Below are 21510 nucleotides of genomic sequence, written 5' to 3'. Positions count from 1 at the left end.
GAGATGACTCCAAATTGTTGAAGATAACTCCAAATTTCTGAAGATAACCCTAGATTACCGAAGATCACTTTAGATTCCTGGAGATGACTGTAAACAGTTCTAAATAAGCTTGATTACCTCTAGATTGTTATGAAGATCGTGACACTGAATTGCAGGTGGCGCCATTGATGGCATATTAGATATCAACGAAAATAGCCTTTCACTCAACCTCAACGTTAGTTTGAAATGCGCTATGCCAAAAAACAAAGTGAATACGTTCAACACACCTAGTCCCGATTTTAAAGGGTTCGCGAAAGTTTCACTGTTAGTGGCCTTCTCGCTTGCCCTTTCAGGCTGTAGCGCGAAAAACAAAGCAACCAACACAGGCCAATCTGCCGCGCAGCAGAATCAAGCCTACACGGCGAAGAGCTTCAATAAACCCAATAGCAAAGTCACGTTAATCCTCTCTTTTTCTGGTGGCGGCACACGTGCAGCAGCGCTCTCATATGGCGTGTTGCAAGCATTGCGCGACACCAACATCGAAATCGATGGTGAAACGGTCAATCTGTTAGATGAAGTCGATATGATCAGCTCGGTATCCGGTGGCAGCTTTACCGCCGCCTATTATGGTATCTATGGCGACCAGATATTCGAAGATTACGAAGAAGCATTCCTTTATCACGAAGTCTCGAAAGATCTGCTTTCCATCCTTTTATCTCCTACTTATTGGTTCTCGTACGCCACCAGAACAGACGAAGCCACCGACTATTACAAAGCCAACATCTTCGGTGAAAGCACGTTTGCCGAGATGCACCGAGAAAATGCGCCCTACATTGTGATTAACGCAACCGACATTTCAACGGGTTCGCGTTTTTCATTCACACAAGAGTACTTTGACCTGATTTGTTCAGACTTAAACAGCTATTCCGTGTCTAGCTCGGTGGCCGCCTCTTCTGCTGTCCCTTTTGTATTTACTCCTGTCGTGCTTGAGAACAAAAATGACTGCGACAAAACAGAACACACAAAACCCTCATTCGACGACACCAGTTACCGCAACCGAAATCTGATCAAGTCGTTAGAGTCATATAGCAATAAGGATGATGTGAGTTATCTCCACCTTGTGGATGGCGGGATTACTGACAACCTCGGTTTGCTGTCGGTGTATGAGATGTCCGAATACTTGCGTTACAACGACAACGAAGAACTGAAAAACTTGTACGACTACCAGCACGCGCGTCCTATTGTCATCATTTCGGTTGATGCATCGACAAACCCAGAATCTGGCATTGGAGAGTCAATTGAAGCGCCTTCCATGAAACAAACGGTGGACGTCATCACCGATATCCAGCTGCATCGCTATAACGACACAACAAAAGATTTGATCGTCGACGAGTTGCAGTCTTGGTCGGAGCTGGCCTCTCATCAAGGTCGTAAGGTTTCTCCCCACTTCATTGAGATCAGCTTGAATAAATCAGACAACAGTGCCAAGCGATACTTACTCAATCAAATTCCGACGGACTTTATGATAGACAAAGAAAACGTCGACCTATTGATTGAAGAAGGTAACAAACAACTTGTTGCCGATCCGGAATTTCAAAACTTCTTATCATTTGAATATAATAAATGATGCTAATCTAGTTGCTTATTAAAGTGCAATCTGGCAATCAAAAATCACGTCATAATTTCACCTTTACAAGGATCACTATGGAATTTGAAAACAACATCTTACATCTCGGGTCATTCTTTGCTGTGACCATGGGGATCGTGGTTCTATTTATCGGTCGGAGGCTCAATCAGGTCATCGGTTTTTTGAAAGAGTTCAGTATTCCAGAACCTGTCTCTGGCGGGATTTTGGCATCGCTCCTGTTCGCGGCTCTTTACGCGACGACCTCAATCGAAGTGCAGTTTGATCTGTTTGCTCGCGATGTATTATTGGTCTACTTCTTTACCACGATTGGTATTAACTCAAGTTTGAAAGACCTGTTCAAAGGCGGAAAGCCCTTGGTCATTTTGCTAGCAATCACTATCTTCTTCATGATCATGCAGAACATCGTCGGTATTTCTGTCGCATCAATGTTTGGCCTAGAGCCTGTCTTTGGTCTACTCAGCGGAAGTATTTCACTGATTGGCGGACATGGCACCGCGATTGCTTGGGCACCTAAGGTTGCAGAAGAGTTCGGCCTAGAAAGTGCAGTGGAAATTGGTATCGCCAGTGCAACATTCGGGCTTATTTTAGCCAGCCTTATGGGTGGTCCTATTGCGAAGTTTCTCATCAAGCGTCACAACCTCAAACCTACCGATGAGCAATCAGGTTCAATCGATTCAAATGCCAAAAAGCAACAACAAGCCCTCACATCATTTCAATTTTTGGACGCCGTATTAGCGATCCATATTTGTGTCATTGTCGGCGCGTTGCTTAATGAATTGATTAGTCAGACAGGATTACAGCTTCCACTGTTCGTATCGTGCTTGTTTGCGGGTATCGTGATCACCAACGTAATGCCAGACTCCTACCCTAGAATCTCGGGCGCGAAATGGCCGACAGGCTCGCCCGCTATCGACTTAATTGCTGAAATCTCCCTGGGTACATTTTTGGCGATGTCACTAATGAGCATGCAGCTTTGGACGCTCATTGACTTGGCGGGTCCTATCTTCGCGATATTGGCAATGCAGCTGCTACTGGCGGTGATAATCAATATCTTCATCGTGTTCCCATCAATGGGTAAGACCTATGATGCGGCTGTTGTATGTGCTGGGTTCGGAGGGATTTCGTTAGGTTCAACACCGACAGCCATGGCAAACATGTCGGCAGTAAGTCAGAAGTATGGACATTCAGCACAAGCCTTCATCATCGTGCCATTGGTATGCGCGTTCTTCATTGATTTAGCGAACGCCCTGATTATTCCTTACTTCATGAGAATGATGTAGCTGACCTTTGTTAAGACGGTGCACCACAATTTGTTAAAGCGGTGTACCGCAATTTATTTAGGCGGTGTACCCCAATTCATTAAAGCGGTGTACCCCAATAAAAAGAGCCGCTCGTACAGAGCGGCTCTTTTGCTAATGACTAAATTTGCACTATCACTAACGACAACCCAAAGCTTATTGAATCGCTATCGAAATCTCGACTTCAGTTTCGCCTTTGTAGAATTCAAAGTCTGTCGTGTAAGTTCGAACATGTGGGCAATCTGCAGCGTTGAAATACGCCCACACTTCACCCCATAGGTCGATCACTGCTTGAGGGAGTTCACCTTCAGCAGAAAACGTTAAGTATTTTCCTGCTTGTATTTCGGTTTCGACAAGCGCATCTAAATTGTTATCGGTAAGTGCGCTAGTACAAGCGATGACATCAAATTCACCCGTAAAGTCAGACTCGTAATTGGTGTAGACACCATACACTTTTGAATCCGGCGTTAATTTTGGAAACGCTTGGTCAAAAAAGCCCTGCCACAATTGCCCTATCTTGGCTTTGGCCGGGTCAATCTCATCGGTATTAGTGGTTCTTACTGAAAAACCATACGCCTTTACGGCTTCAATCGTTTCTACTTTCATTCGTTTTATTCCTAAGCCAATTGACGATCTAACTGTATTGAATCCAATGTTTTGTAAAATAACGCGACTAATCTTGTATCTCTTTATGGCCACACTTTTCACAGACAAGGTGACGAGAAAACTCATCCATTGACGCGATAAACGGGCCAAGGAACCAACCTTTTATCATGCCTGCCCAAAACTCGCTTCGCTTTTGGTTAGGTTTGTCTGCAAACGCACTCGTCTTTCTGACCAACACAACAACATGTTGTGTGTCTTCTCTGCACGCGGTGCAATAGCATTGTTCTATGGTGTTATTCATTTGAAAGCCTATGACGTTTTGAATGAAATCTGCTGAAAATGAGGATTGTCGACACAGACTTCTAGTGTGGAAAGATCAGTGAGTACGACAAGTTGTTCTACACCTTGAATACTGACCTTAATGCACTCTTCACGGCTATCATTGCGTTGAGTATCTAATCCGATACATTCAATCTGCTCGCCAGACTTCAGCGTTAATTTGATTGGGTATCGGTGCATACACACAATCTCAATATAATCGTAATCGTTGCAACTAATCATAATACCCCTCCAATTCATCCACCACGCTAATGCGACACGCCATACTATGCAATATGCATATAATCAATCATTTACCCAAGTCACATTGATGTTCGTCCGAAACTAAACTTGCTTCTAATCCTATTTCTAAACGTGCTTCTAAACCTACTTCTAAACTTAGCTTAATCCAGCTTAACCCATTCACGTTTCTTCTACTCACGCCTGCTTATTCTTTCATTGTTAAATAATAATCGAGAACAAAACAATGAAAACCATGAACCATTTACACGTGTTAGCTTTTTTAGGTTTAGTCGCTTCAATGATGACGTTTAATGCGAGTGCCGCCTCAGAAATCGATGCGAGGCACTTTGCCAATGGTAAAGCCAAATACACGCAGCTTTGTCAGGTGTGTCATGGTGACAAGGGACACGGTGATGGCCCCACTGCCGCTTCATTGCCACACAAGCCCGCCAATATCGCTAATAAACTAGGCGGCTTTTTTACCAGCCCAAGTTCTTTGGCAGATGACATTTTAGAAGGTAACGTAGAACAAGGTATGCCAGCGTGGAAAGGGACAATTACCAAGCAAGATGCTCTGGATATTCTGACGTACGTAGAAACTATCCAATAGTAAACGCTGTTCTATTGCGCTATCTATTTGATTGATTACACTCAATTTAATGGATAGTGAATAATACGGAATGTTATGACCTTTAAACCTTTAGCACTAAGTAGCCTGATACTTGTTTCTACGGCGACACACGCCGTCAGCTTTATCGATGAAATTGATGGCCAACTCGATATGGGAGAATACCTCGCAGAAAATGCCTACGGTTTTCTTCCTGTTCCAATTCTAATTACAGAGCCTGCGGTAGGATACGGTGGCGGCTTCACTGGTATCTTCATGCACGAATCTGAAGAGCAAAAAAACACACGTAAAGAACTCGCTGAAAAATCAATCGATGGTGGCGCCCAGCTTCTCACCCCTGCAATCACTGCGATTGGCGGCTTTGCGACAGAGAATGGCACTTGGATGGCGTTTGTTGGTCACAAGCGCAGTTGGAATAAGGACTCAATACGCTATCTTGGTGGATTAGGTTATGGCGATATCAACATGACCTTTTATAGACAAAGCTCTCCGAACGCCTTGTCTCCACTCGATCCAAACGAAGGTGTTGAGCTAGGACTCAAAGGCATGGGCGGGATACAGAAACTCCAATTTAGAGTACCCGACTCACAATGGTTACTGGGGTTTTCTCAACAGTTCTTCGCACCAACACTCTCACTTAATAATCATCCTAAAGCGCAAGAGATCTTAAACAACATTGGCAACACGTCACCGACCTCTTCCGGTTTGGGTCTAATCGCTGAGTACGACAGCAAGAACAGCTTCTTGAATCCGACGCAAGGATACAACTATGTCGCGGAATACCTTTGGTTTGGTGATGCCATTGGCAGTGATTACACCTATCAAACGTTTAATTTGGAAGGGCTGAACTATTGGGAGTTAAACAAGGAGTGGAACTTAGCGTTGCGAGGACAGTACAAATCATTGTCGACCAACGAACGAGTGCTTTCTCCTCAATATTACCCAGACATTGAACTGAGAGGTATCGCCCGCAATCGCTATCAAGGTGAACACACGGTCGCGGCAGAAGTTCAAGTAAGCAAACAGTGGACACCACGTTGGTCAACCGCGGTTTTTACGGGAATTGGCTATGCGGGTGACAGCGATAAAGACATGTTTGATCAAAGCTCTCACGCGGCTTACGGTGTCGGTTTCCGATACCTTATAGCAAGACGCTATGGTTTGATTTCAGGGATTGATATTGCGTTCAGTGAAGAAGATACCGCCCTCTACTTCCAAGTCGGTGCTGGTATCTAATTCATTACGCTGTGCTTACCCGATAAACCAAAGCGATAAACTAAAGCGGTAGCGATGAGACAAAGTGCTCAGGTAACAGCGATTACTTAAGCGCTTTCCAATATTGATAAAGCCCATCGATTTCTGAAGAGCACATCGACGACATTGCGCCTTTGATTTGTTCTTCGCTCCACTCCCACCATTTCATTTCTAGCAACTGAGCGATTTCAGTCTCATTGAAACGATAACGGATGTGACGCGCTGGGTTTGAACCCACAATCGAGTATGGCGCGACGTCTTTAGTCACAACCGCTCGACTTGCGATGATGGCTCCATCACCGACCTTAACACCACTCATGATCATGGCTTCTGTGCCAATCCACACATCGTTACCAATCACGGTATCACCAGAGCGTTCAAAACCGTCTATCGCGCCTTCAAACTTCTCGTCGTCTTGGTAGAAGAACGGGAAGGTACTCACCCACTGATTTTGGTGGCCTTGGTTGCCCGCCATCATAAACACAGCGCCAGATCCAATCGAGCAATAGCTACCGATGATCAGCTTATCGATGTCGGTTCTATCCGGTAATAGGTAACGTGCACAGTCATCAAAGCTGTGGTTATGGTAGTAACCCGAGTAATAGCTGTGCTCGCCCACGATGATGTTTGGGTTGGTCACTTGTTCTTTGAGTGACTTTCCGACAAACGGACTTTCAAAATAGTTTTTCATATTTGTACTCTTAGTTTCGTTCTTTTAGTTAGGTACTTTTGTTGCGTGTTAATAGTTTTTACTGGTCTATCTTAGTGTAAAGGCTAACGCGCCCTATCGCCCACCCGCAATATCAATAAATGAACCAGTTACATAAGAAGCTTCGTTTGACAGTAACCACGCGATAGAGTTAGCGACTTCTTCTGGCGTGCCACCTCGTTGTAATGGTAACTGCGAAGCTAGTCTGTCTACGCGATCTGGCTCTCCGCCGTCTGCGTGCATCTCAGTATAAATACAGCCTGGCCTTACACCATTCACTCGGATATTGCGTGAAGCCAATTCAAGCGATAAGCCTTTGGTGAGTGAATCCATCGCACCTTTGGATGCTGCGTAATCCACATACTCAAACGGTGCGCCTGTACGAGAAGCGGCAGACGATACATTCACAATCGAACCCGCGCCATCAGCTTGTTTAATAAAGGCTTTACTGCACAGAAAGCAGCTTGATACGTTAGATTTCATCACCTTTTCAAAGCGATCCAATTCAATATCAACCAATGGTGACTGGGTAAACAAGATCCCGGCATTATTGACCAAGTGAGTCACTGGGCCCAGCTTATTACGAGCAATCTCGAATAAGGATTTCACGTCCGATTCAACAGACACATCCGCACGCACGCTTATCGCGGTTCCGCCTTGTTCGCGAATCTCGTTCACTAGATCTTCAGCTCGCGACTCATTGTGTATAAAGTTAACGCATACGGCATAGCCTTTACTGGCCAATAATTTAGATGTCGCCGCGCCAATCCCTCGGCTCCCGCCTGTTACAATCACTACCTTGCTCAATGAAACCTCCTAATGCCACTTGTTTGTTATAACCTGATTTTTCGCTACAAACTGATCGTATCAATACAAACTAATTACTCGATATAACCTGAACCCACTGCGATCGCCACGCCGGCGCTTCGAATGGGTCTGGCCAAAACTCAGTTTGTTTTTGAATTAAACCATCAACAACCGTGTGAAAGGTAATCACTCGGTCTTTCAATACACTGTCAGTAACCGAAACGTCCGTTACTACGGAATCTCCTTCACAGACAATCGAATTGAGTGTGAATTCCCAAACACCATTAGCTGGGTATTCAGAGTTGATTGCCGTAAAGTTATCGCGCCCTAATGTGAGTTCAGATGACTGAGGCCAATAGCCTTCAAAATCTGCGGCTAGCCATTCGCTTGCCTTGGCAAAATCATTACTGCGCATTGCATCCCAAAAACCTAATACCACTTGTTTTGGTGTCATTATTCTTCCTTAAAATCGTTCAGTTATAACGAATTTTTTACATAGCTATTTAGGCACCTGAAGACATCGCTTTAAGCGTACTTAAGCTGTATACCTCTATGCGTACTTACCGATGATCGTTAAAAGATCATCGACATGGTCGGCAATATAATCGGGCTTGGTTTGCCAATTTTCAGGCTCAGATCGACTATAGCCGGCGGCTACTGCAATCACTTTTGCGTTCTTACCCAATGCTGCTTCAATATTGCGAGCAAACTGTGTGTCCGCTTCATGGTCGCCGATGTACATCAAACAAAGCTCGTTAGACTGATCGGCGCCAAATATGTTCTCAACACATTTCACGCCACCAAACGGGTGTGGCTTTTGGTGGCCGTTCGAGACATCGTCATAGCCCACTACCGATTTAAACAAATCGCCAATGCCATAACTGTCGAGTACACCACGAATATTCAATTGAGAGTTTTGAGAACAGATCCCATGAGGAAGATGAGCAAACTGACTTACCACAGTGTTCATCCCGTCAAACAAGGCGACAGCAGTTTGGTTTTTCTCTTGATGCTCCGCCCACATTCCACCGGCGATCAACATTTCGTCATGCGATAGGCCATAATAATCGACATATAAAGCTTGCCAGTTTTTAGCACCGTGGTTGGCTTCGTGATAAAGCGTTTCGCTCAGCAGATATTTAGGTAAGTTCTCACCTGATAAGTGTGGCGCGACCACAGAGATAATATCTTTAGTAATTGCGATATTCTTTGGAACTGAATTCACTAAGGTTCCATCGTAATCCCACAGGATGGCATCTAACTTCATGGGGTATCTCGTTGTTTAAATTGACGATTTCAATTTATCACTTGAGGCCCTGTTAAGGGAAATCTTATTGTCTTGAGTTTCAAAATTAGTCTAATTAGAACAAAGCTATAAAACAAATAATTGCTGGCAAACAAAAACCAACAATCTTTACTCACATCACTGCTTTATCAATTGGAATATATGCGTATAATCCCCCGCTCTATAACGCTACCTAACATAGGAATAGCGTCATCCCAAATTTTGTGAGTACCCAATGTCGAAACTATTTTTCAAAGGCCGTATCGAAACAAGACAGAACCACGTTCTTGCTGGCTACAATGTAAACCGCGATGTTAAAGTGGGTACTGAAGAGTCACCAGTTGCGGTAATGGTTCAAACTGAAGCTCGTAAAGCAGAAGTTGAAGCAATCGCGGCCGAGCATTCAATCTTTGTTACTGTATCTGTTGATGCAACTAAAGAAGAAAACACGCTTGAGTTCGACACGTTGCTAAACAAGCCAAAAACAATGACGTTCGAAAAGACACCTAACCGTAACGACCCATGTTCTTGCGGTAGCGGTAAGAAATACAAGAAGTGTTGTGCATAAGGCTTCTCACTCAAACTGCCAGTAGCACGATGAGTTAAGTAATACCTAACGGGAAGATCATTGATGATCTTCCCGTTTTTATTTGCCTAAGCCAAACTCAGTCTAGATTGTCTGGTGTTCGCAAATTGGTTCCACACTTTATACATTTATAGTCACCGGTTCCGCCGCTTGAAGCTAATGACGATAAAATCATTCCCAGCAACCCTGGCTTCTTTACATCTTGTGGCGCTTTTTCGGCTTGGTTACTGAACATAGTGTACTTATGCAGTGTAAGTTCCTTACAGTTACAGCAGAACGCTCTCGTCTTCTCACTTCCATACATAATATCTATAGCCTTAACTCAAAGCACAAATTAAACACATGGCAAATATGCCACATGTTGAATTAAATCTAAATATTTTCATGAAGTTATGAGCAAATTAAAGCGTTTCAAAGAAAGGTAAGCTCTCACCTGTTAAGTGACGTGTTGGCGGACAAAGTTATTCAATTCACTCACGCTTCTGATGATGTGAACCTCTTTCTCTTTTGCGCGTAATTCCAACCGTAGTCTAAAGTCGTCATTCCAAAATTTCGGGCACAATTTTAGTGTCTTATAACTTTGTATCGTGCCTTTTATCACTGAACTTCCATCAGGCCAGCCTTCAGGTTTAACCAACAACCCTTTGAGCATTCGCTTGGTAACAAACCAGTAGCTAATTGGATAAGGAAGGTCGATATAAACCAAAGTATCTGCAGCTTCTAAACGTGTGTTGAATGAGCTTAGAGGGCCAAAACCATCGATGATCCAGCTTTCAGAATTGATTATGTTGTCGTGTGCTAGGTCGAACACTTCACGCTCAACAAACTCTCCGTTGGCCTTATAAACAATAGAGTCCAACTGGTGAAGCTCTATGCCTGTAGCTAGTGCTAACGCTTTGCTGATTGTGGACTTTCCACTCCCAGGCTTGCCAAAAACCGCGACCTTTTTCATATGACTTCCTCTATTCAGATAAAACCCATAAGACAGCGACAAAAAACCCACCTTACAGGTGGGTTCGATAAACAAAGCGCATCAACAATCCCACCATTCCTATGGAATGATGATAATTCGTTGGTTAGATGGCGCTAAATTCAGTTTCATAACACTACTTTTATATATTGTTGCTTAGTTGTCAATGCAGCCAAACGTTGATTGGGAAGCTATATCATCGTCAAGTCGCACCCATTAATGGTCTAAATGAGTGCTTATTGGCTCAGTTATTCAGCTTTCGCCACTGTCGCTTCTGAAAGCTTGCTTAGTACACCCGATATCTTCTTAACCACTTCGTCACAGCCATTGATTGCGTGACGCTCTACCAAGTAATTAGGATCGTTGTAAGATAGCCATACTTCTTTATTAGAATCCTCAGTGACTAATACCTTCTGCGGTAAATCTATCGCGACATCTTGAGCGCATTGCATTAATGGTGTCCCTACTTTTGGGTTACCAAAGATGATGACTTCCGTTGGTCTCAATTCAAGACCAACCTTACTCGCGTTTTTCTGATGGTCGATTCTCGCAAACAAGGTCAAACCTTTGCTTTTGGCGATTTCTTCAAAGCGGTCTGCAGTCTCTTTCACTGAGTAATTACTTTGGTATTTAATCAAACCATCAGAAGCCGCAGCTGAAAATGATGCCGAGAGTAAAATGGCGCATAGTGGTAGTAATTTTTTCATCGTCACCTCTGAGATTTAGCCTAATCAAACTTACATTCATAGCGCCACTTCTTAAATCAGTGACGTAACCCATGTCAGTATAGACGCGTTTCCATTCTCAGTTTGCAGAGAGGATCACTTTTCTAATGCGTCTTATTATCATCAGTTTACCTAGGGTTTATTCACATCGTTAGCTCATGGAGTAACTTCAAACAAGAGAGCTAATACATATAGCCAAGCCAATCAATATCCCCTAAAGGCCATTGCTTTCCGTTCAATGGCTTTACATATAGGTCATCAATCTCTTCAACAGCTACGCCATGACTAAGGTGCTCATGAAGCCTTAACCAAGAGTTAGTGCTTGGAGTTTGGACATAGCCTTGTGAGGAATAGAAATCATGAAGATCTGATATCAAAATAATGAAATCGACATCCCTATCCTTCGCATACTCATCCAACTCAGACAGCATAGATGTACCAATACCTTTGCCTCGGACATTCTCAGCAACACAAAAATCAATAACACCTAATACTTTGTACGCACTGTCACCAACACTGACCATACGGTAATCAAGACCAAGGTAACCGACGAGTCGTCCTTCACGGTATTGCAGAGCTCGCATATGAGGGAGTTGTTTATAATAAGAACGCTCTACCTGATGATCGGGGAAAGCGCTATTTCTCAGAGCGGTAATAGCATGATGTTGCTCTTTAGACACTTCAATTTCGGATATGATTTCCATACAGTCCCTTGTAATTTCTGACTCATATTTATTATTGTCATGAGATTTACATCAAATTTTCATACCCAATCAGTGCCACGACTTAGTCCCGCATTTTTCACACTGGTATTCGTAATCACTGTCGACATAAAAACCGGGAACATTATGGTCACCTTTGAACAATAACGTCATCAGGTATTCCATCAACACGCCTAATTTCCATTGTTTCTTTTCAGATTCAGCGTCCGCTTTAGATTGAGCATCGGAAGCGTTAACAGCAAGGTGCGGGGTAAGTGCGTTGCACTGCTCACAGTGATAAGGGTGTTTAATATACTTATTATCAAGCATTTATATAAGCCAACTAACATTTATAAATTTGATGCATACTAACAACTTATCACTCGGTTCTCGAACTTATTGTTGTCCATTAGAGTTTTATTAGAAAGAAATGAGACACAAGATAATACCATGTGTCATGCATCTACTTTAATTGGCGTTGCGGTGTTCAATAGCAGAACAAAAAGAGTAACCGTGTATCGTTTGAAGTTTAGTTAAGCGCTTTAATTAGAACCGTGTATTTCCACAGGTTTGCTTCATCTTCTCCAAGCTCGATACTTGCTTCTCCACCCTCTTGATCAAGAATAAAAACCGGCATCTCACTACTAGACTCACCATTTTCATAATCGCATGACATTTTGGCCTCTAATAGAATAGCGTTAGCTTCATGCTTAGAAAGAACACCCGAATAAATGCACTTTTCAGTTTGAGATGTGACTTCCTGCCCGAAAGAGTCGAACTTAAAGGTTGGGAAGTTGAGTTTTGATTCAGAATCCTCGACAGTGACCGACACTTGGTAATCGATCGCTTCAATATTGGTATTGGTATTGGTTGCAAATGCACTACCAGAAACACTAAGCAGCAATAAAGCTAAAGCAGTGGTTTTCATGTGGTTCTTATTCCTTTAACAATGGGCTTGCTACGCTGAAGTAACACTATGAATTCCCGAGTTTAATTTAAACGTTGTTAGGTTGAAACTTCTTTGTCATTCCTTGGCAAGATAGTTAACTTTTACTTTAATAACCCTTTGTCCGCAGCACCTTCAAGTTGCACTTCTAGCTCTTTCCATAGAGCACGACTGCCTTTAGAAATACGCTCGCCATTGAAGCTCAGTACTTTGTCTTTGGATATGTTGTGCTTCTTCCAGCTATGACCACCACCATGGATGTTATGAAGCAAAGGCGGCACTCTATCGATCGCCTTACCAAATCGAGCTTCCGGTGACTCACCCGCTTCGAACTCAAGCCATAACTCCAAATACTCGGTTCTTAAATGATTCGGCAATGATTTCAGCAACCGCTCAACGCAGTTTCTCTCTTTAAGCTTGTTTTCTTCGGTTTCACTGGCATAAATGATGGTATCTCCGGCATCGATTTCCCCAAGGTCATGAATCAGCAACATCTTCATCACTCGGGTAATATCGATTTCTTCATTGGCATAGTCTTTCAACATAAGTGCGCTCAAACAGACATGCCAACTGTGCTCGGCCGAGTTTTCATATCGATCCAATCCAACCGGTTTTGTCTGTCGATGAACATCCTTTAATTGTTCAATTTCGACCATGAATTGCAGAATGCCTTTGATTTCTTCCACGATGAGCTTCCTTAACTTAAGTTGATGATTTATCGGTGCGGAGGGTTAACCTAGCGACAGAGAAGCGTTACTCCCAATGAACCGACATTTTGTAATACGCAACGCCCGATTTTTCAAATTCAGAGCCTTCTACAGCCATCCCAAACTTTTGATAAAAACCTAAAGCCGTTGTACGCGCATCGCACCAAAAACATTGGATGTTTAAATCTTTGATGCTAGAGATTACATGCTCAATCACGTTTGAACCTATTCCCTGCCCTTGGAATTCAGGCAGCGTGGCAAACTTTCTCAGCCTCGCTTCATGGCCTTGGATATAGATAGACGCGACACAAACCAACTGCTCACCAATAAACGCGCCGTAATGCGTTGCGTGTTCGTCATCTGGCACCATACAAAACGACATCGATTTATCAGGCCAAAGCACTTGATGCCTAACCGGAAGTACCTCCGTCGCTGACAGCTGTTTTATTTCCATATTCTCGGTTTAAACTCCCGACTTGATGACCCTTGTTGTAATTGCAGAGATTGTGATTGTTATAACTAAACTTATTATTACTAAACTTGGTAAGTCATTAAGTGATAACGCTCTAATCCCTCTCCCTCGGTAGACGAGATTACAAAGCCTTGCGACTGATAAAAGCCAACCGCATTTTCATTAGCAGTCAGACACTTCAATGTCAGACCAGAATAATGTTGTTTGCAGGTATTGAGTAAAGCAGAGCCTAATCCAGAACGTAGCGTTCGCGGGCAAACATAGAGGTGATGGATGAAGCTTTCAGGTTCCCAAACAGAGGCAAAACCTAAAACCTTGTCGCCAGAAACAGCCACCCATATTTGCTCACCTTCTGTATCTAAATCGAAATCGGACAACTTAAAAGCGTCTGCATCAGCCCAATGAAAGGTGTTCTGTCTTGATTCTAGATAGATCGCCTGTAAAGCGTTTAAATACTTGGGTTGATGCCTTGTGACTTCCATGTCGCTCCTGCAAATCCGTATGACTAGAATTATGGTTGTGGGCTCAGCTTGCTTATCTATCTGTTAGCCATAGGGTGTTCAGGGTTTAACTGAAGCAGATCCCACAAGTTACCGTAAAGATCTTCAAACACAGCAACGGTACCGTAGCCTTGCTCTTTAGGCTCTCGGACAAAGTTAATGCCCAAAGACGTCATACGTTCGTAATCACGCCAGAAATCATCGGTGTTTAAGAATAGGAATACGCGTCCACCAGCTTGGTTGCCGATGAAATCAAGTTGCTCTGGCTTGGAAGCTCTAGCAAGTAACAGGCTCACACCGGTTGAATTTGGTGGAGCAACAACAACCCAGCGTTTATCTTCTTCTGGTAGATACGTGTCTTCGATGAGATCAAACTTAAGCTTGTTTACATAGAAATCAAGCGCTTCATCGTAGTCTTTTACCACGAGTGCAATGTGGACAATATTCTGTTTCATAACATACCTTGTTGGGGTTTTAGCTGCGTGGAATGATGCCATGAAGCAAGCAAAGACACTAGGTGTTAACGCTTAGTTTGGTGTTATGGCTAAAACAGTCCAAAGAGTACTCATGTTTTAGTTGCTAACAAAGCACCGCAAGTCGCCAAAAAGCCACCTGATAATCTGTTCAAGAGCGTCTTTGCTGAGCGCCCTTGAAATACAAAACGAGCTTTAGAGGCAGTGCAAGCATAGAGACTCAATACTCCACCTACAGCTACAGTTGAAATCACCAAAATCATCATCACATCTGTTGTGGTAAATGTTTTTAGGTCTATGAATGCGGGAAAGAAACCCATGTAAAACAAAATCGCCTTTGGGTTTGAAACTGTCATCAATAACCCGATAATCACGCTTGAAGCTTTCATTCCTTGCTCCGAAGATGTACTCGATGATTCACTAACATCTGACGTCCATGTTGTGTAAGCCAACCAAAACAAATAGGCAACGCCTACATATTTAATTACCGTAGCAAATTCACCCATTGCGCTAGCTAAAGCCGTTAAACCAGATAAAGCTAAGAATATAAAAATGTAATCCGCGATTAGTACGCCAAGCACCACTAACAAGCCTTGTTTCCAACCATAGCTTAGAGACCTCGACAGAACTGCGAGACCGCTGGGTCCCGGTATGGCTGCAGATAGTAACATCGCAACAAATAGAGCTATTCCTGATGTAATTGACATGATCCCTCCCTAGATCGTTTTTCGTTCAAACGTAAAATTACTATCGTTATTTTACGTATTCTAAAAGCCACGCATAACCTATAACTCCCAGAATCCGAGTTCGACGCCACCTTGAATAACAATGGCACACATCCCGTGACGTGGTAACTCCATTGGCGGCACCGCAACTTCGGCGCCAAGTTTCTCGGCGGCATTTACTGCAGACTGAATATCATCTACCAGCGTGTAATGACGAACAGTTGGTTCTTCAGTTTCACGAAGCGGCGCTCGAATGCCAATTACCCCACCATTAGATAGCTTTGCAGTGCGCGCCCCACCAAGGTTTACATCTGCACCACTGAACTTCACGTTGTAGAGCTGAGCGTATGTTGCACAAACAACATCGACTTCTGGGGTAACCACTTCAAGATATTGAACCTTCATCAAATTTCCTTTTCGTGTTCTTTAAGACTCTCAACCTGCATATAGCTGTTCAGGAGTGTCCCATCAACAATTAATCGGTTTCATATTACTAAGCAATTCGACCGCGCATGATAAATTGCGGGCCTGCTGCGCCACCTAAATACTGTTCATTGGTATCTTCGAAGCCGCCTTTCTGATAACAGTTAAATGCTGCGGGATTTTTGCAATTCACAGTTAAGTAAATCGACTGATACGCTGAGTAATTCGCTTTTAAATATGGAAACAAAGCTTTGACCGTGCCAGTTCCTAAACCTTTACCTTGCTGGTTTTTATCAAGCACAAAAGCTCTTAGCCCAATGCTTCCTTCAGGGCAGAATTGGTAGTGCTCTGCGTAAGCGATATCCAGCTTAAAGAAACCAACAATTTCGTGATCAGACTTAATCACGTGCAAGTGCGTCGTTTCACTGCCGTCTAATAAAAACTCTGCAGCTGTACCAGCGAACTTAACCTGTTCATCGGCGAGTTGGATGGCCTGAACTGACGCCACATGGGATTCTTCAAGCCTTTCGATAGTTATCATTGTTGTTCCTTCTGTATAACACGCACGAAAAACCGACTAAAGCTCATCGCTAGTGTCTCGAGAACCGTAGTTTGGGAAGTTGATATTAAGAACGTTATCGTCCTCAAGAGTGAATAGAACACTTCCATTCTCTACACCGGTTTCGTTCCTATCTGAACATCCTAGAAACAGCTCCCAATCAAACGAATATTGAAGTCGGTATTGATTCGCGTTGATGTGTAGAACGTCTTTGATTTTGATACCGTTCACCACATGTGCCATATCATCGATGTATGACAGATCAGGGATTAACTTTTCTTCGAATTCACGTTTATGCTCGGTTAAGAAGTTGAGCAGTTCAGAACATAACTCGGAGCCATGAACCAATGGTTTAGACAGACTAGAAAACAACATTTCTAAATACTCCAAAGATTGTTTTGATATTGGGCGTATGCGCGCGAACCTGTTACAAATTAAAGCTCAGCCAGCGCGAACCTTTAAGGCTAAACGTTACTATTATCCGAGCTATTAAACGAGTACATTCGAACTTCATCGCGAGGAAACCAGCCCAACTTTTCGTAAAACTGTTGAGCATTGATGTTGTCGTTATAGACAAACAAGTGGGTCTTCGGGATGCCTAACCCTGCAAGGGCGTTGACCGCCTCTGCGACAAGCTTACAACCTAACTTTTGCCCTCTAAAGTTGGCCGAGACAGCTAAATGTTGTAAATACCCACGACGTCCATCCGTTCCGACTAACACAGCGCCAATGATCTCGTTGTTACTTTCAGCCACAAAACTCAGACCGGGGTTACGATCTAAATAGCTCGCAATGCTTTCTTTCGAATCGGCACCTCGAATACTCATGCCTTCTGTCTGGCACCACAACGCAATCACTGAGTCGTAGTCTGAAATTGCCATTTCCCGAATGTTGACCACTCTACTCTCCTTGTATAAACGGGCGCTTAATACGCTACTTTTTGACGAGCGACTTGGTGAGAAACGATAGCGAGGAATCTACAGGGTAATTTTCTAACACCACCTGGCATTCATACCCTCGTTTCTCATAGAAAGGTTTGGCTTGGAAACTTAATGTATCGACCAATGACGACGTACAGCCTTGAGACTGTGCATACTCTTCAATACGCTTAAGTAGTTTACTGCCGACTTGCTTTCCTCTCATCGAATCATCGACCCAGAGAAACTTAATCAGTAACCAGTTTCCCCAAAGATCAGCGACAATACCACCAACTTTGTTGCCTTCCACCATCGCGTAGTACGCAACTTGAGACTTGGGTATCCCTTCCAGAAACGGTGTGTTGTGTTTGATTAACCCGCCTCGGACTTCATTAATGTCTTCATCGGAGGGCTCGATATCTAATTGGTATTCCATTGGCTTCCTATCTCTGGATTAACGGCTTATGTAACATGTTCGATGCACTTACTAGCAGATAGCTAAACCACTAAAGTGAGCTATTTGTACAAGCTAAACTTCTTTGTAAACTCACGTAGAATCTCCGTGTCACCAAACAGGCATACACCAAGATACTCAAGGTCTTCTTCTTTGGTTTCTTTGGTTCGTTGCTGCTGCTCAACAGAACCACCTTCGATCATTGAGCTCGTAAAATCAGTAAATTTAATACCACGACTGAACGCTTCTTCGCGCACTTTTCTAAGCTTATTTGAGTTGTCTGCTTTCAGCACGATGAAAGGATAATGAGATAAATTAGGGTGGACATTGCCATCCAAGTCTTCATAGTCAACGTAGCAAGCCTCTTCACTTTCTAATAGGTTAGATAGGCCAACGCTCAAGTGCCCTAGCACGTTCAATGTTCTTCCTAAATCCATCTTTTTGCTTAAAATCGCTAAGAATCGTTTTTGGCTTTCGTCTGGTAAATGGCTCACTACATATCCTCATTCATTCTTAATCACAGTATTTGTATAACGCATTACTGGGGCGTGAGCAACGCAACCTTAGTACTCAGTTAATAGTGCCGAGCAAAGACCAGTATTTGGTATCCAACCACAAGGTCATGACTTAATGAATATCTTGGCAGAACCTAAAGAGATAACCGTCAGGAGTTTGAACGATGAACTGCTTCTGAGTCGCGATCGAACCCCCACATTGATAAGACTTCGACTCTAACGCTAAGTAAATAGAATCAGCGGCACTTTCGTTAACTCTCTGATATAGAGGTTCGATATCGATTACATCCCATTGGAAGTTAACACCACGCCCTAACGGAAACTCCAGATCACCTGAAAGCCATTTTCGACTTTTGCCCGCAATCCCTTCAAGCATCACATCAACACCACCAAGCGTTAGATAAGCAAACTCCTCATCTGGCCGCTCGTATTTCACTTCAAACCCTAACACATCGACAAAGAAGGATTTGCTCACATTAATATCGAAACAATAAAGCTCTGGAACTACTCGTAATGTCATGATTTACCTATTCACTAAATAGCGAGAGATTAGTAAGAATCTAATCAGGATTTCCACTCTAATATAGAGTTAATTAATCTGTGTACTTTAGCTCGCTTTGTAAAGCCTTTCGTTGATCTCCCAAAGCGCGTTTCTGTTCGAGTCATATGTTAGAAGTTCAATAGCTTCTTGGTAGTCACACCAACGGTAATCTGTGTGTTCATTTGATAATTGAGGATCTTCCGTCACTTTAACTGAGAAGGAATGCTCAGGAATTACGAATGGATGCTCAGTCCAATTGTGATTTCCTGCATAAAAGACTTTTGGAAGCATGCACATTGAATCGAGCAACTGCCAATTACAACCGACTAGCTGAGTCTCTTCAGAGAGCTCTCGTTTTGCTGCTTCAAGTAATGATTCATTGTCTTCGCCACCACCCGATATTGCCTGCCAAACACCATTGTCCCTTCTGCGTGCGATTAAAAATCGAGATTTGTTATCGACTGTTTTGTAGGGAAAGACTAAAACTTGAAAAGGTGCTCTCATTGATGTGCCCTCCAATCATTCGCATTTACTGCGCTAGCTTCCCAAGGATGACCGGATCGCTCAACAGATTCGTCAGAGGAAGAAACAATGGCTCAGGTAACTCATCTAGCTTAAACCATTTCCATTGCTTACATTTATCAGGTTCTGTCACCTGCGGTTCGCCGCTAGCGTCAGAAGCAACAACAAACAGCGTTATATAGTGCTTGTTCTCTTTTTCAAAAATATCATTGGTAAAAGTCAGCTTCTCAAATCCACTAACAACTAGGCCAGTCTCTTCAAGTGTTTCACGTTTGGCACACTCTTCAATGCTCTCACCCCATTCAAGGTGTCCGCCCGGCGTTGCCCATGTATGAGCCCCATGAGAACCAAATCGTTCTCCAAGTAGCACTCGTCCTTCACGTAGAATAACCGCAGCTACACCTACTCTTACTTCCTGACTCACTTAAAACTCCTTAAGAAAGAAATCCAACCTTCAACGATAAGTACCATGTATACCGAATCAATCTCGATTAATTCACTGTTCTACTTCGACCAATATCTTTATGACTCTAGTATTTTGTTACCACGTACGATCTGATAAATAGCGATATTTTTCTCAGTCAAAAGCCTCACGAGATCTGGTACACATTGGATAGGCATCGCAAGTTCATACCCAAACTCCAAATGTGAAATAGACGTTGACGGTGACTGACCAACAAACGACTCAAGTATGCTGAGAGCCGTTCCTTCCCACTCTCCAACTTCAAAATAAACGTTATACATGTCTTCGCTATAATCTCTTGGCGTACCAGCTTTCATCTCTTGCACCCTGTTTTGTGTTCCATCTATGATGTTCGCTTTAAGTTAAGATACGCGTTATGCCGTCTTACATTATTGTTCACGTTTATGTGTACGTTACCCAGCTCGAGCACCATTAGGCATTTCGGTTTCAGGACAAGCTAAACACGGATTTAATTTGTCTTCATAACCAATATCAAACAACATCCCTTGAGACATTTCACCCGCCATCTTTCTTTCGGGTAGATTCACGACAAACAAGGCTTGCTTACCTTCGATTTCTTTCGGGTTTTCTCGCTCTTGTTTAATGCCAGCCAAGATTGATCGCTGATGATCGCCAAAGTCGACGGTGAGTTTCATCAGCTTATCTGATTTAGCGACGTCAGAAACCTTTACGATTAGGCCGACACGAATATCTAATTTTGCGAAATCATCAAACGTAATTTCATCTTTAATTGGTGCGTGTTTCATAAACCAGACCTCGTTGTTTCCAAATCACATAACGTACAACTAAGTCACTAACAATGCTGAGACTAGATTCAAATTTAGCAATGACGCCAAACTGAATTAAATACCCAATGTTAAGAGCGATCCCACAAAGCTTTATAGATCAATTCCAAGGAAGCACTTTTACTTGCTGCCATCGAACCTTATAGCCAGTGGTCATTTTGTTGTAATTTACTTCTGTCATTGCTCGCTTATTCGGCTTAATCAGCATATCAAAAGCGTCCTCTACACCGTATGGGGCAAACAACTTGATGCCGCCTGAATCATCCAAAGTAAACCCGATAGCAAATGCAGAGAGCCAAGACTCGATACCTTGTTCAACACGATCGTATGGTTGAATGAAGCAACCGAACTTCTTAGCGTAATGCTCATGAATGGTCGCTTGGTTCTTTACGTCCACGTCGACACAATGACTTAACCGCGAACGAATGCGGTTTTTGAACTCATCTTCGGTGATAGCTGAGGTACTATTGAAATAGACAACATCGAAGTCTTTGACTTGTTCTAGAAGCGGTTTGTTTTCGATATCATTCCAGATGATTTGAGTGATAGCACCGCCTGCAATATAGAAGTTTGGCAAGCCCACCTCACGACATACTTTGGCTGTATGAAGTGGCATAGTGAATTTGGCCACCTGATTAAGAGGTGATGTATGATCATCTCGATACTAAAACAGGTGACATTATGACTAAGCGTGAAAGACGCACTTTTAACCCAGAATTTAAACTTGAAT

At 43.1% G+C, this 21510-nt stretch carries 35 protein-coding genes; 5 read left to right on the top strand and 30 right to left on the bottom strand.

Features of this window, described 5'->3' with window-relative positions; all coding sequences use genetic code 11:
* Positions 1-232: 232 nt before the first annotated feature.
* Both H5300_RS10065 and gltS read left to right on the top strand, forming a co-directional pair.
* Positions 233-1606 (top strand): patatin-like phospholipase family protein, encoded by a 1374-nt coding sequence (locus H5300_RS10065; protein WP_182795897.1) that lies wholly within the window; start codon positions 233-235, stop codon positions 1604-1606.
* Between the two features lie 77 nt (positions 1607-1683).
* Positions 1684-2907, top strand: coding sequence for a sodium/glutamate symporter (gltS, locus tag H5300_RS10060; protein ID WP_182795896.1), 1224 nt, complete (start codon positions 1684-1686; stop codon positions 2905-2907).
* Between the two features lie 174 nt (positions 2908-3081).
* On the opposite strand, the gene H5300_RS10055 is transcribed toward gltS, so the two are convergent.
* The 3 genes from H5300_RS10055 to H5300_RS10045 form a co-directional block, all read right to left on the bottom strand.
* Positions 3082-3531, bottom strand: a complete 450-nt coding sequence (locus H5300_RS10055; RefSeq protein WP_029224136.1) for a GyrI-like domain-containing protein — start codon at positions 3529-3531, stop codon at positions 3082-3084.
* A gap of 67 nt (positions 3532-3598) precedes the next feature.
* On the bottom strand, positions 3599-3832 hold the full coding sequence (locus H5300_RS10050) for a hypothetical protein (RefSeq protein ID WP_004733848.1): 234 nt from the start codon (positions 3830-3832) through the stop codon (positions 3599-3601).
* Between the two features lie 8 nt (positions 3833-3840).
* On the bottom strand, positions 3841-4092 hold the full coding sequence (locus tag H5300_RS10045; protein ID WP_182795895.1) for a Rho-binding antiterminator: 252 nt from the start codon (positions 4090-4092) through the stop codon (positions 3841-3843).
* Between the two features lie 244 nt (positions 4093-4336).
* On the opposite strand from H5300_RS10045, the gene H5300_RS10040 reads away from it, so the two are divergent.
* Positions 4337-4702 carry a cytochrome c gene (locus tag H5300_RS10040; protein ID WP_017083614.1) on the top strand — a complete coding sequence of 122 codons (366 nt, stop codon included), beginning with the start codon at positions 4337-4339 and terminating at the stop codon, positions 4700-4702.
* A gap of 75 nt (positions 4703-4777) precedes the next feature.
* Positions 4778-5956: a BamA/TamA family outer membrane protein gene (locus H5300_RS10035; RefSeq protein ID WP_182795894.1), complete on the top strand. Its 1179-nt coding sequence runs from the start codon at positions 4778-4780 to the stop codon at positions 5954-5956.
* Positions 5957-6038: 82 nt separating this feature from the next.
* Here the strand turns inward: H5300_RS10035 and catB are convergent, their stop codons facing one another.
* From catB to H5300_RS10015, 4 genes are all read right to left on the bottom strand, one after another.
* On the bottom strand, positions 6039-6665 hold the full coding sequence (gene catB / locus H5300_RS10030; protein ID WP_182795893.1) for a type B chloramphenicol O-acetyltransferase: 627 nt from the start codon (positions 6663-6665) through the stop codon (positions 6039-6041).
* Positions 6666-6758: 93 nt separating this feature from the next.
* Positions 6759-7490, bottom strand: coding sequence for an SDR family oxidoreductase (locus H5300_RS10025; RefSeq protein WP_102537096.1), 732 nt, complete (start codon positions 7488-7490; stop codon positions 6759-6761).
* Positions 7491-7560: 70 nt separating this feature from the next.
* Positions 7561-7944: a nuclear transport factor 2 family protein gene (locus H5300_RS10020; protein ID WP_017083611.1), complete on the bottom strand. Its 384-nt coding sequence runs from the start codon at positions 7942-7944 to the stop codon at positions 7561-7563.
* Between the two features lie 96 nt (positions 7945-8040).
* Positions 8041-8757 (bottom strand): HAD family hydrolase, encoded by a 717-nt coding sequence (locus H5300_RS10015; protein ID WP_017091407.1) that lies wholly within the window; start codon positions 8755-8757, stop codon positions 8041-8043.
* 253 nt (positions 8758-9010) lie between these two features.
* Between H5300_RS10015 and H5300_RS10010 the strand changes: the two genes are divergently transcribed.
* On the top strand, positions 9011-9343 hold the full coding sequence (locus tag H5300_RS10010; protein ID WP_004733856.1) for a PBPRA1643 family SWIM/SEC-C metal-binding motif protein: 333 nt from the start codon (positions 9011-9013) through the stop codon (positions 9341-9343).
* 97 nt (positions 9344-9440) lie between these two features.
* Here the strand turns inward: H5300_RS10010 and H5300_RS10005 are convergent, their stop codons facing one another.
* The 23 genes from H5300_RS10005 to H5300_RS09895 form a co-directional block, all read right to left on the bottom strand.
* A complete protein-coding gene (locus H5300_RS10005) occupies positions 9441-9665 on the bottom strand; it encodes a hypothetical protein (protein ID WP_032555842.1) in 225 nt (74 codons plus the stop codon).
* A 132-nt stretch (positions 9666-9797) separates the two neighbouring features.
* A complete protein-coding gene (locus H5300_RS10000) occupies positions 9798-10313 on the bottom strand; it encodes an adenylate kinase (protein ID WP_182795892.1) in 516 nt (171 codons plus the stop codon).
* 266 nt (positions 10314-10579) lie between these two features.
* On the bottom strand, positions 10580-11038 hold the full coding sequence (locus H5300_RS09995) for a DUF302 domain-containing protein (RefSeq protein ID WP_029406454.1): 459 nt from the start codon (positions 11036-11038) through the stop codon (positions 10580-10582).
* Between the two features lie 200 nt (positions 11039-11238).
* Positions 11239-11760: a GNAT family N-acetyltransferase gene (locus tag H5300_RS09990; protein WP_182795891.1), complete on the bottom strand. Its 522-nt coding sequence runs from the start codon at positions 11758-11760 to the stop codon at positions 11239-11241.
* 69 nt (positions 11761-11829) lie between these two features.
* Positions 11830-12087, bottom strand: coding sequence for a hypothetical protein (locus H5300_RS09985; RefSeq protein WP_004733861.1), 258 nt, complete (start codon positions 12085-12087; stop codon positions 11830-11832).
* Between the two features lie 199 nt (positions 12088-12286).
* The gene (locus H5300_RS09980; RefSeq protein ID WP_065681846.1) at positions 12287-12685 is read right to left on the bottom strand and encodes a hypothetical protein; all 399 of its coding nucleotides are present in this window, start codon (positions 12683-12685) and stop codon (positions 12287-12289) included.
* Between the two features lie 122 nt (positions 12686-12807).
* Positions 12808-13389, bottom strand: coding sequence for an HD domain-containing protein (locus H5300_RS09975; RefSeq protein ID WP_102488014.1), 582 nt, complete (start codon positions 13387-13389; stop codon positions 12808-12810).
* A gap of 67 nt (positions 13390-13456) precedes the next feature.
* On the bottom strand, positions 13457-13864 hold the full coding sequence (locus H5300_RS09970) for a GNAT family N-acetyltransferase (RefSeq protein WP_102488013.1): 408 nt from the start codon (positions 13862-13864) through the stop codon (positions 13457-13459).
* Positions 13865-13944: 80 nt separating this feature from the next.
* Positions 13945-14364: a GNAT family N-acetyltransferase gene (locus H5300_RS09965; protein ID WP_182795890.1), complete on the bottom strand. Its 420-nt coding sequence runs from the start codon at positions 14362-14364 to the stop codon at positions 13945-13947.
* Between the two features lie 56 nt (positions 14365-14420).
* On the bottom strand, positions 14421-14837 hold the full coding sequence (locus H5300_RS09960; RefSeq protein ID WP_017061801.1) for a VOC family protein: 417 nt from the start codon (positions 14835-14837) through the stop codon (positions 14421-14423).
* A gap of 110 nt (positions 14838-14947) precedes the next feature.
* Positions 14948-15562 (bottom strand): LysE family translocator, encoded by a 615-nt coding sequence (locus tag H5300_RS09955; RefSeq protein WP_182795889.1) that lies wholly within the window; start codon positions 15560-15562, stop codon positions 14948-14950.
* 78 nt (positions 15563-15640) lie between these two features.
* Positions 15641-15985, bottom strand: coding sequence for a VOC family protein (locus H5300_RS09950; protein ID WP_017066545.1), 345 nt, complete (start codon positions 15983-15985; stop codon positions 15641-15643).
* Between the two features lie 88 nt (positions 15986-16073).
* A complete protein-coding gene (locus tag H5300_RS09945; protein ID WP_017066546.1) occupies positions 16074-16544 on the bottom strand; it encodes a GNAT family N-acetyltransferase in 471 nt (156 codons plus the stop codon).
* A 36-nt stretch (positions 16545-16580) separates the two neighbouring features.
* Positions 16581-16937 (bottom strand): hypothetical protein, encoded by a 357-nt coding sequence (locus tag H5300_RS09940; protein ID WP_017070704.1) that lies wholly within the window; start codon positions 16935-16937, stop codon positions 16581-16583.
* 89 nt (positions 16938-17026) lie between these two features.
* Complete coding sequence (locus H5300_RS09935) at positions 17027-17461, bottom strand: GNAT family N-acetyltransferase (RefSeq protein ID WP_061024747.1); 435 nt, start codon at positions 17459-17461, stop codon at positions 17027-17029.
* Positions 17462-17495: 34 nt separating this feature from the next.
* Complete coding sequence (locus H5300_RS09930) at positions 17496-17915, bottom strand: GNAT family N-acetyltransferase (protein WP_182795888.1); 420 nt, start codon at positions 17913-17915, stop codon at positions 17496-17498.
* An 80-nt stretch (positions 17916-17995) separates the two neighbouring features.
* On the bottom strand, positions 17996-18427 hold the full coding sequence (locus H5300_RS09925; protein WP_182795887.1) for a DUF2000 domain-containing protein: 432 nt from the start codon (positions 18425-18427) through the stop codon (positions 17996-17998).
* Positions 18428-18560: 133 nt separating this feature from the next.
* A complete protein-coding gene (locus tag H5300_RS09920; protein ID WP_182795886.1) occupies positions 18561-18968 on the bottom strand; it encodes a VOC family protein in 408 nt (135 codons plus the stop codon).
* A gap of 87 nt (positions 18969-19055) precedes the next feature.
* On the bottom strand, positions 19056-19493 hold the full coding sequence (locus H5300_RS09915; protein WP_102511426.1) for an NUDIX pyrophosphatase: 438 nt from the start codon (positions 19491-19493) through the stop codon (positions 19056-19058).
* A gap of 25 nt (positions 19494-19518) precedes the next feature.
* On the bottom strand, positions 19519-19935 hold the full coding sequence (locus H5300_RS09910; RefSeq protein ID WP_182795885.1) for an NUDIX hydrolase: 417 nt from the start codon (positions 19933-19935) through the stop codon (positions 19519-19521).
* Positions 19936-20033: 98 nt separating this feature from the next.
* Positions 20034-20291 (bottom strand): hypothetical protein, encoded by a 258-nt coding sequence (locus H5300_RS09905; protein WP_004733879.1) that lies wholly within the window; start codon positions 20289-20291, stop codon positions 20034-20036.
* Positions 20292-20387: 96 nt separating this feature from the next.
* Positions 20388-20741 (bottom strand): tRNA-binding protein, encoded by a 354-nt coding sequence (locus H5300_RS09900; RefSeq protein WP_108162260.1) that lies wholly within the window; start codon positions 20739-20741, stop codon positions 20388-20390.
* 139 nt (positions 20742-20880) lie between these two features.
* Positions 20881-21396 (bottom strand): nucleotidyltransferase family protein, encoded by a 516-nt coding sequence (locus H5300_RS09895; RefSeq protein WP_182795884.1) that lies wholly within the window; start codon positions 21394-21396, stop codon positions 20881-20883.
* Positions 21397-21510 lie beyond the last annotated feature (114 nt).

It is taken from the genome of Vibrio sp. SG41-7 (assembly GCF_014164465.1).
In the GTDB taxonomy this organism is placed as follows: Bacteria; Pseudomonadota; Gammaproteobacteria; order Enterobacterales; family Vibrionaceae; genus Vibrio; species Vibrio splendidus.
The sequence above is the reverse complement of the archived record's forward strand: the minus strand, read 5'-3'. Positions and strand labels throughout refer to the sequence as shown.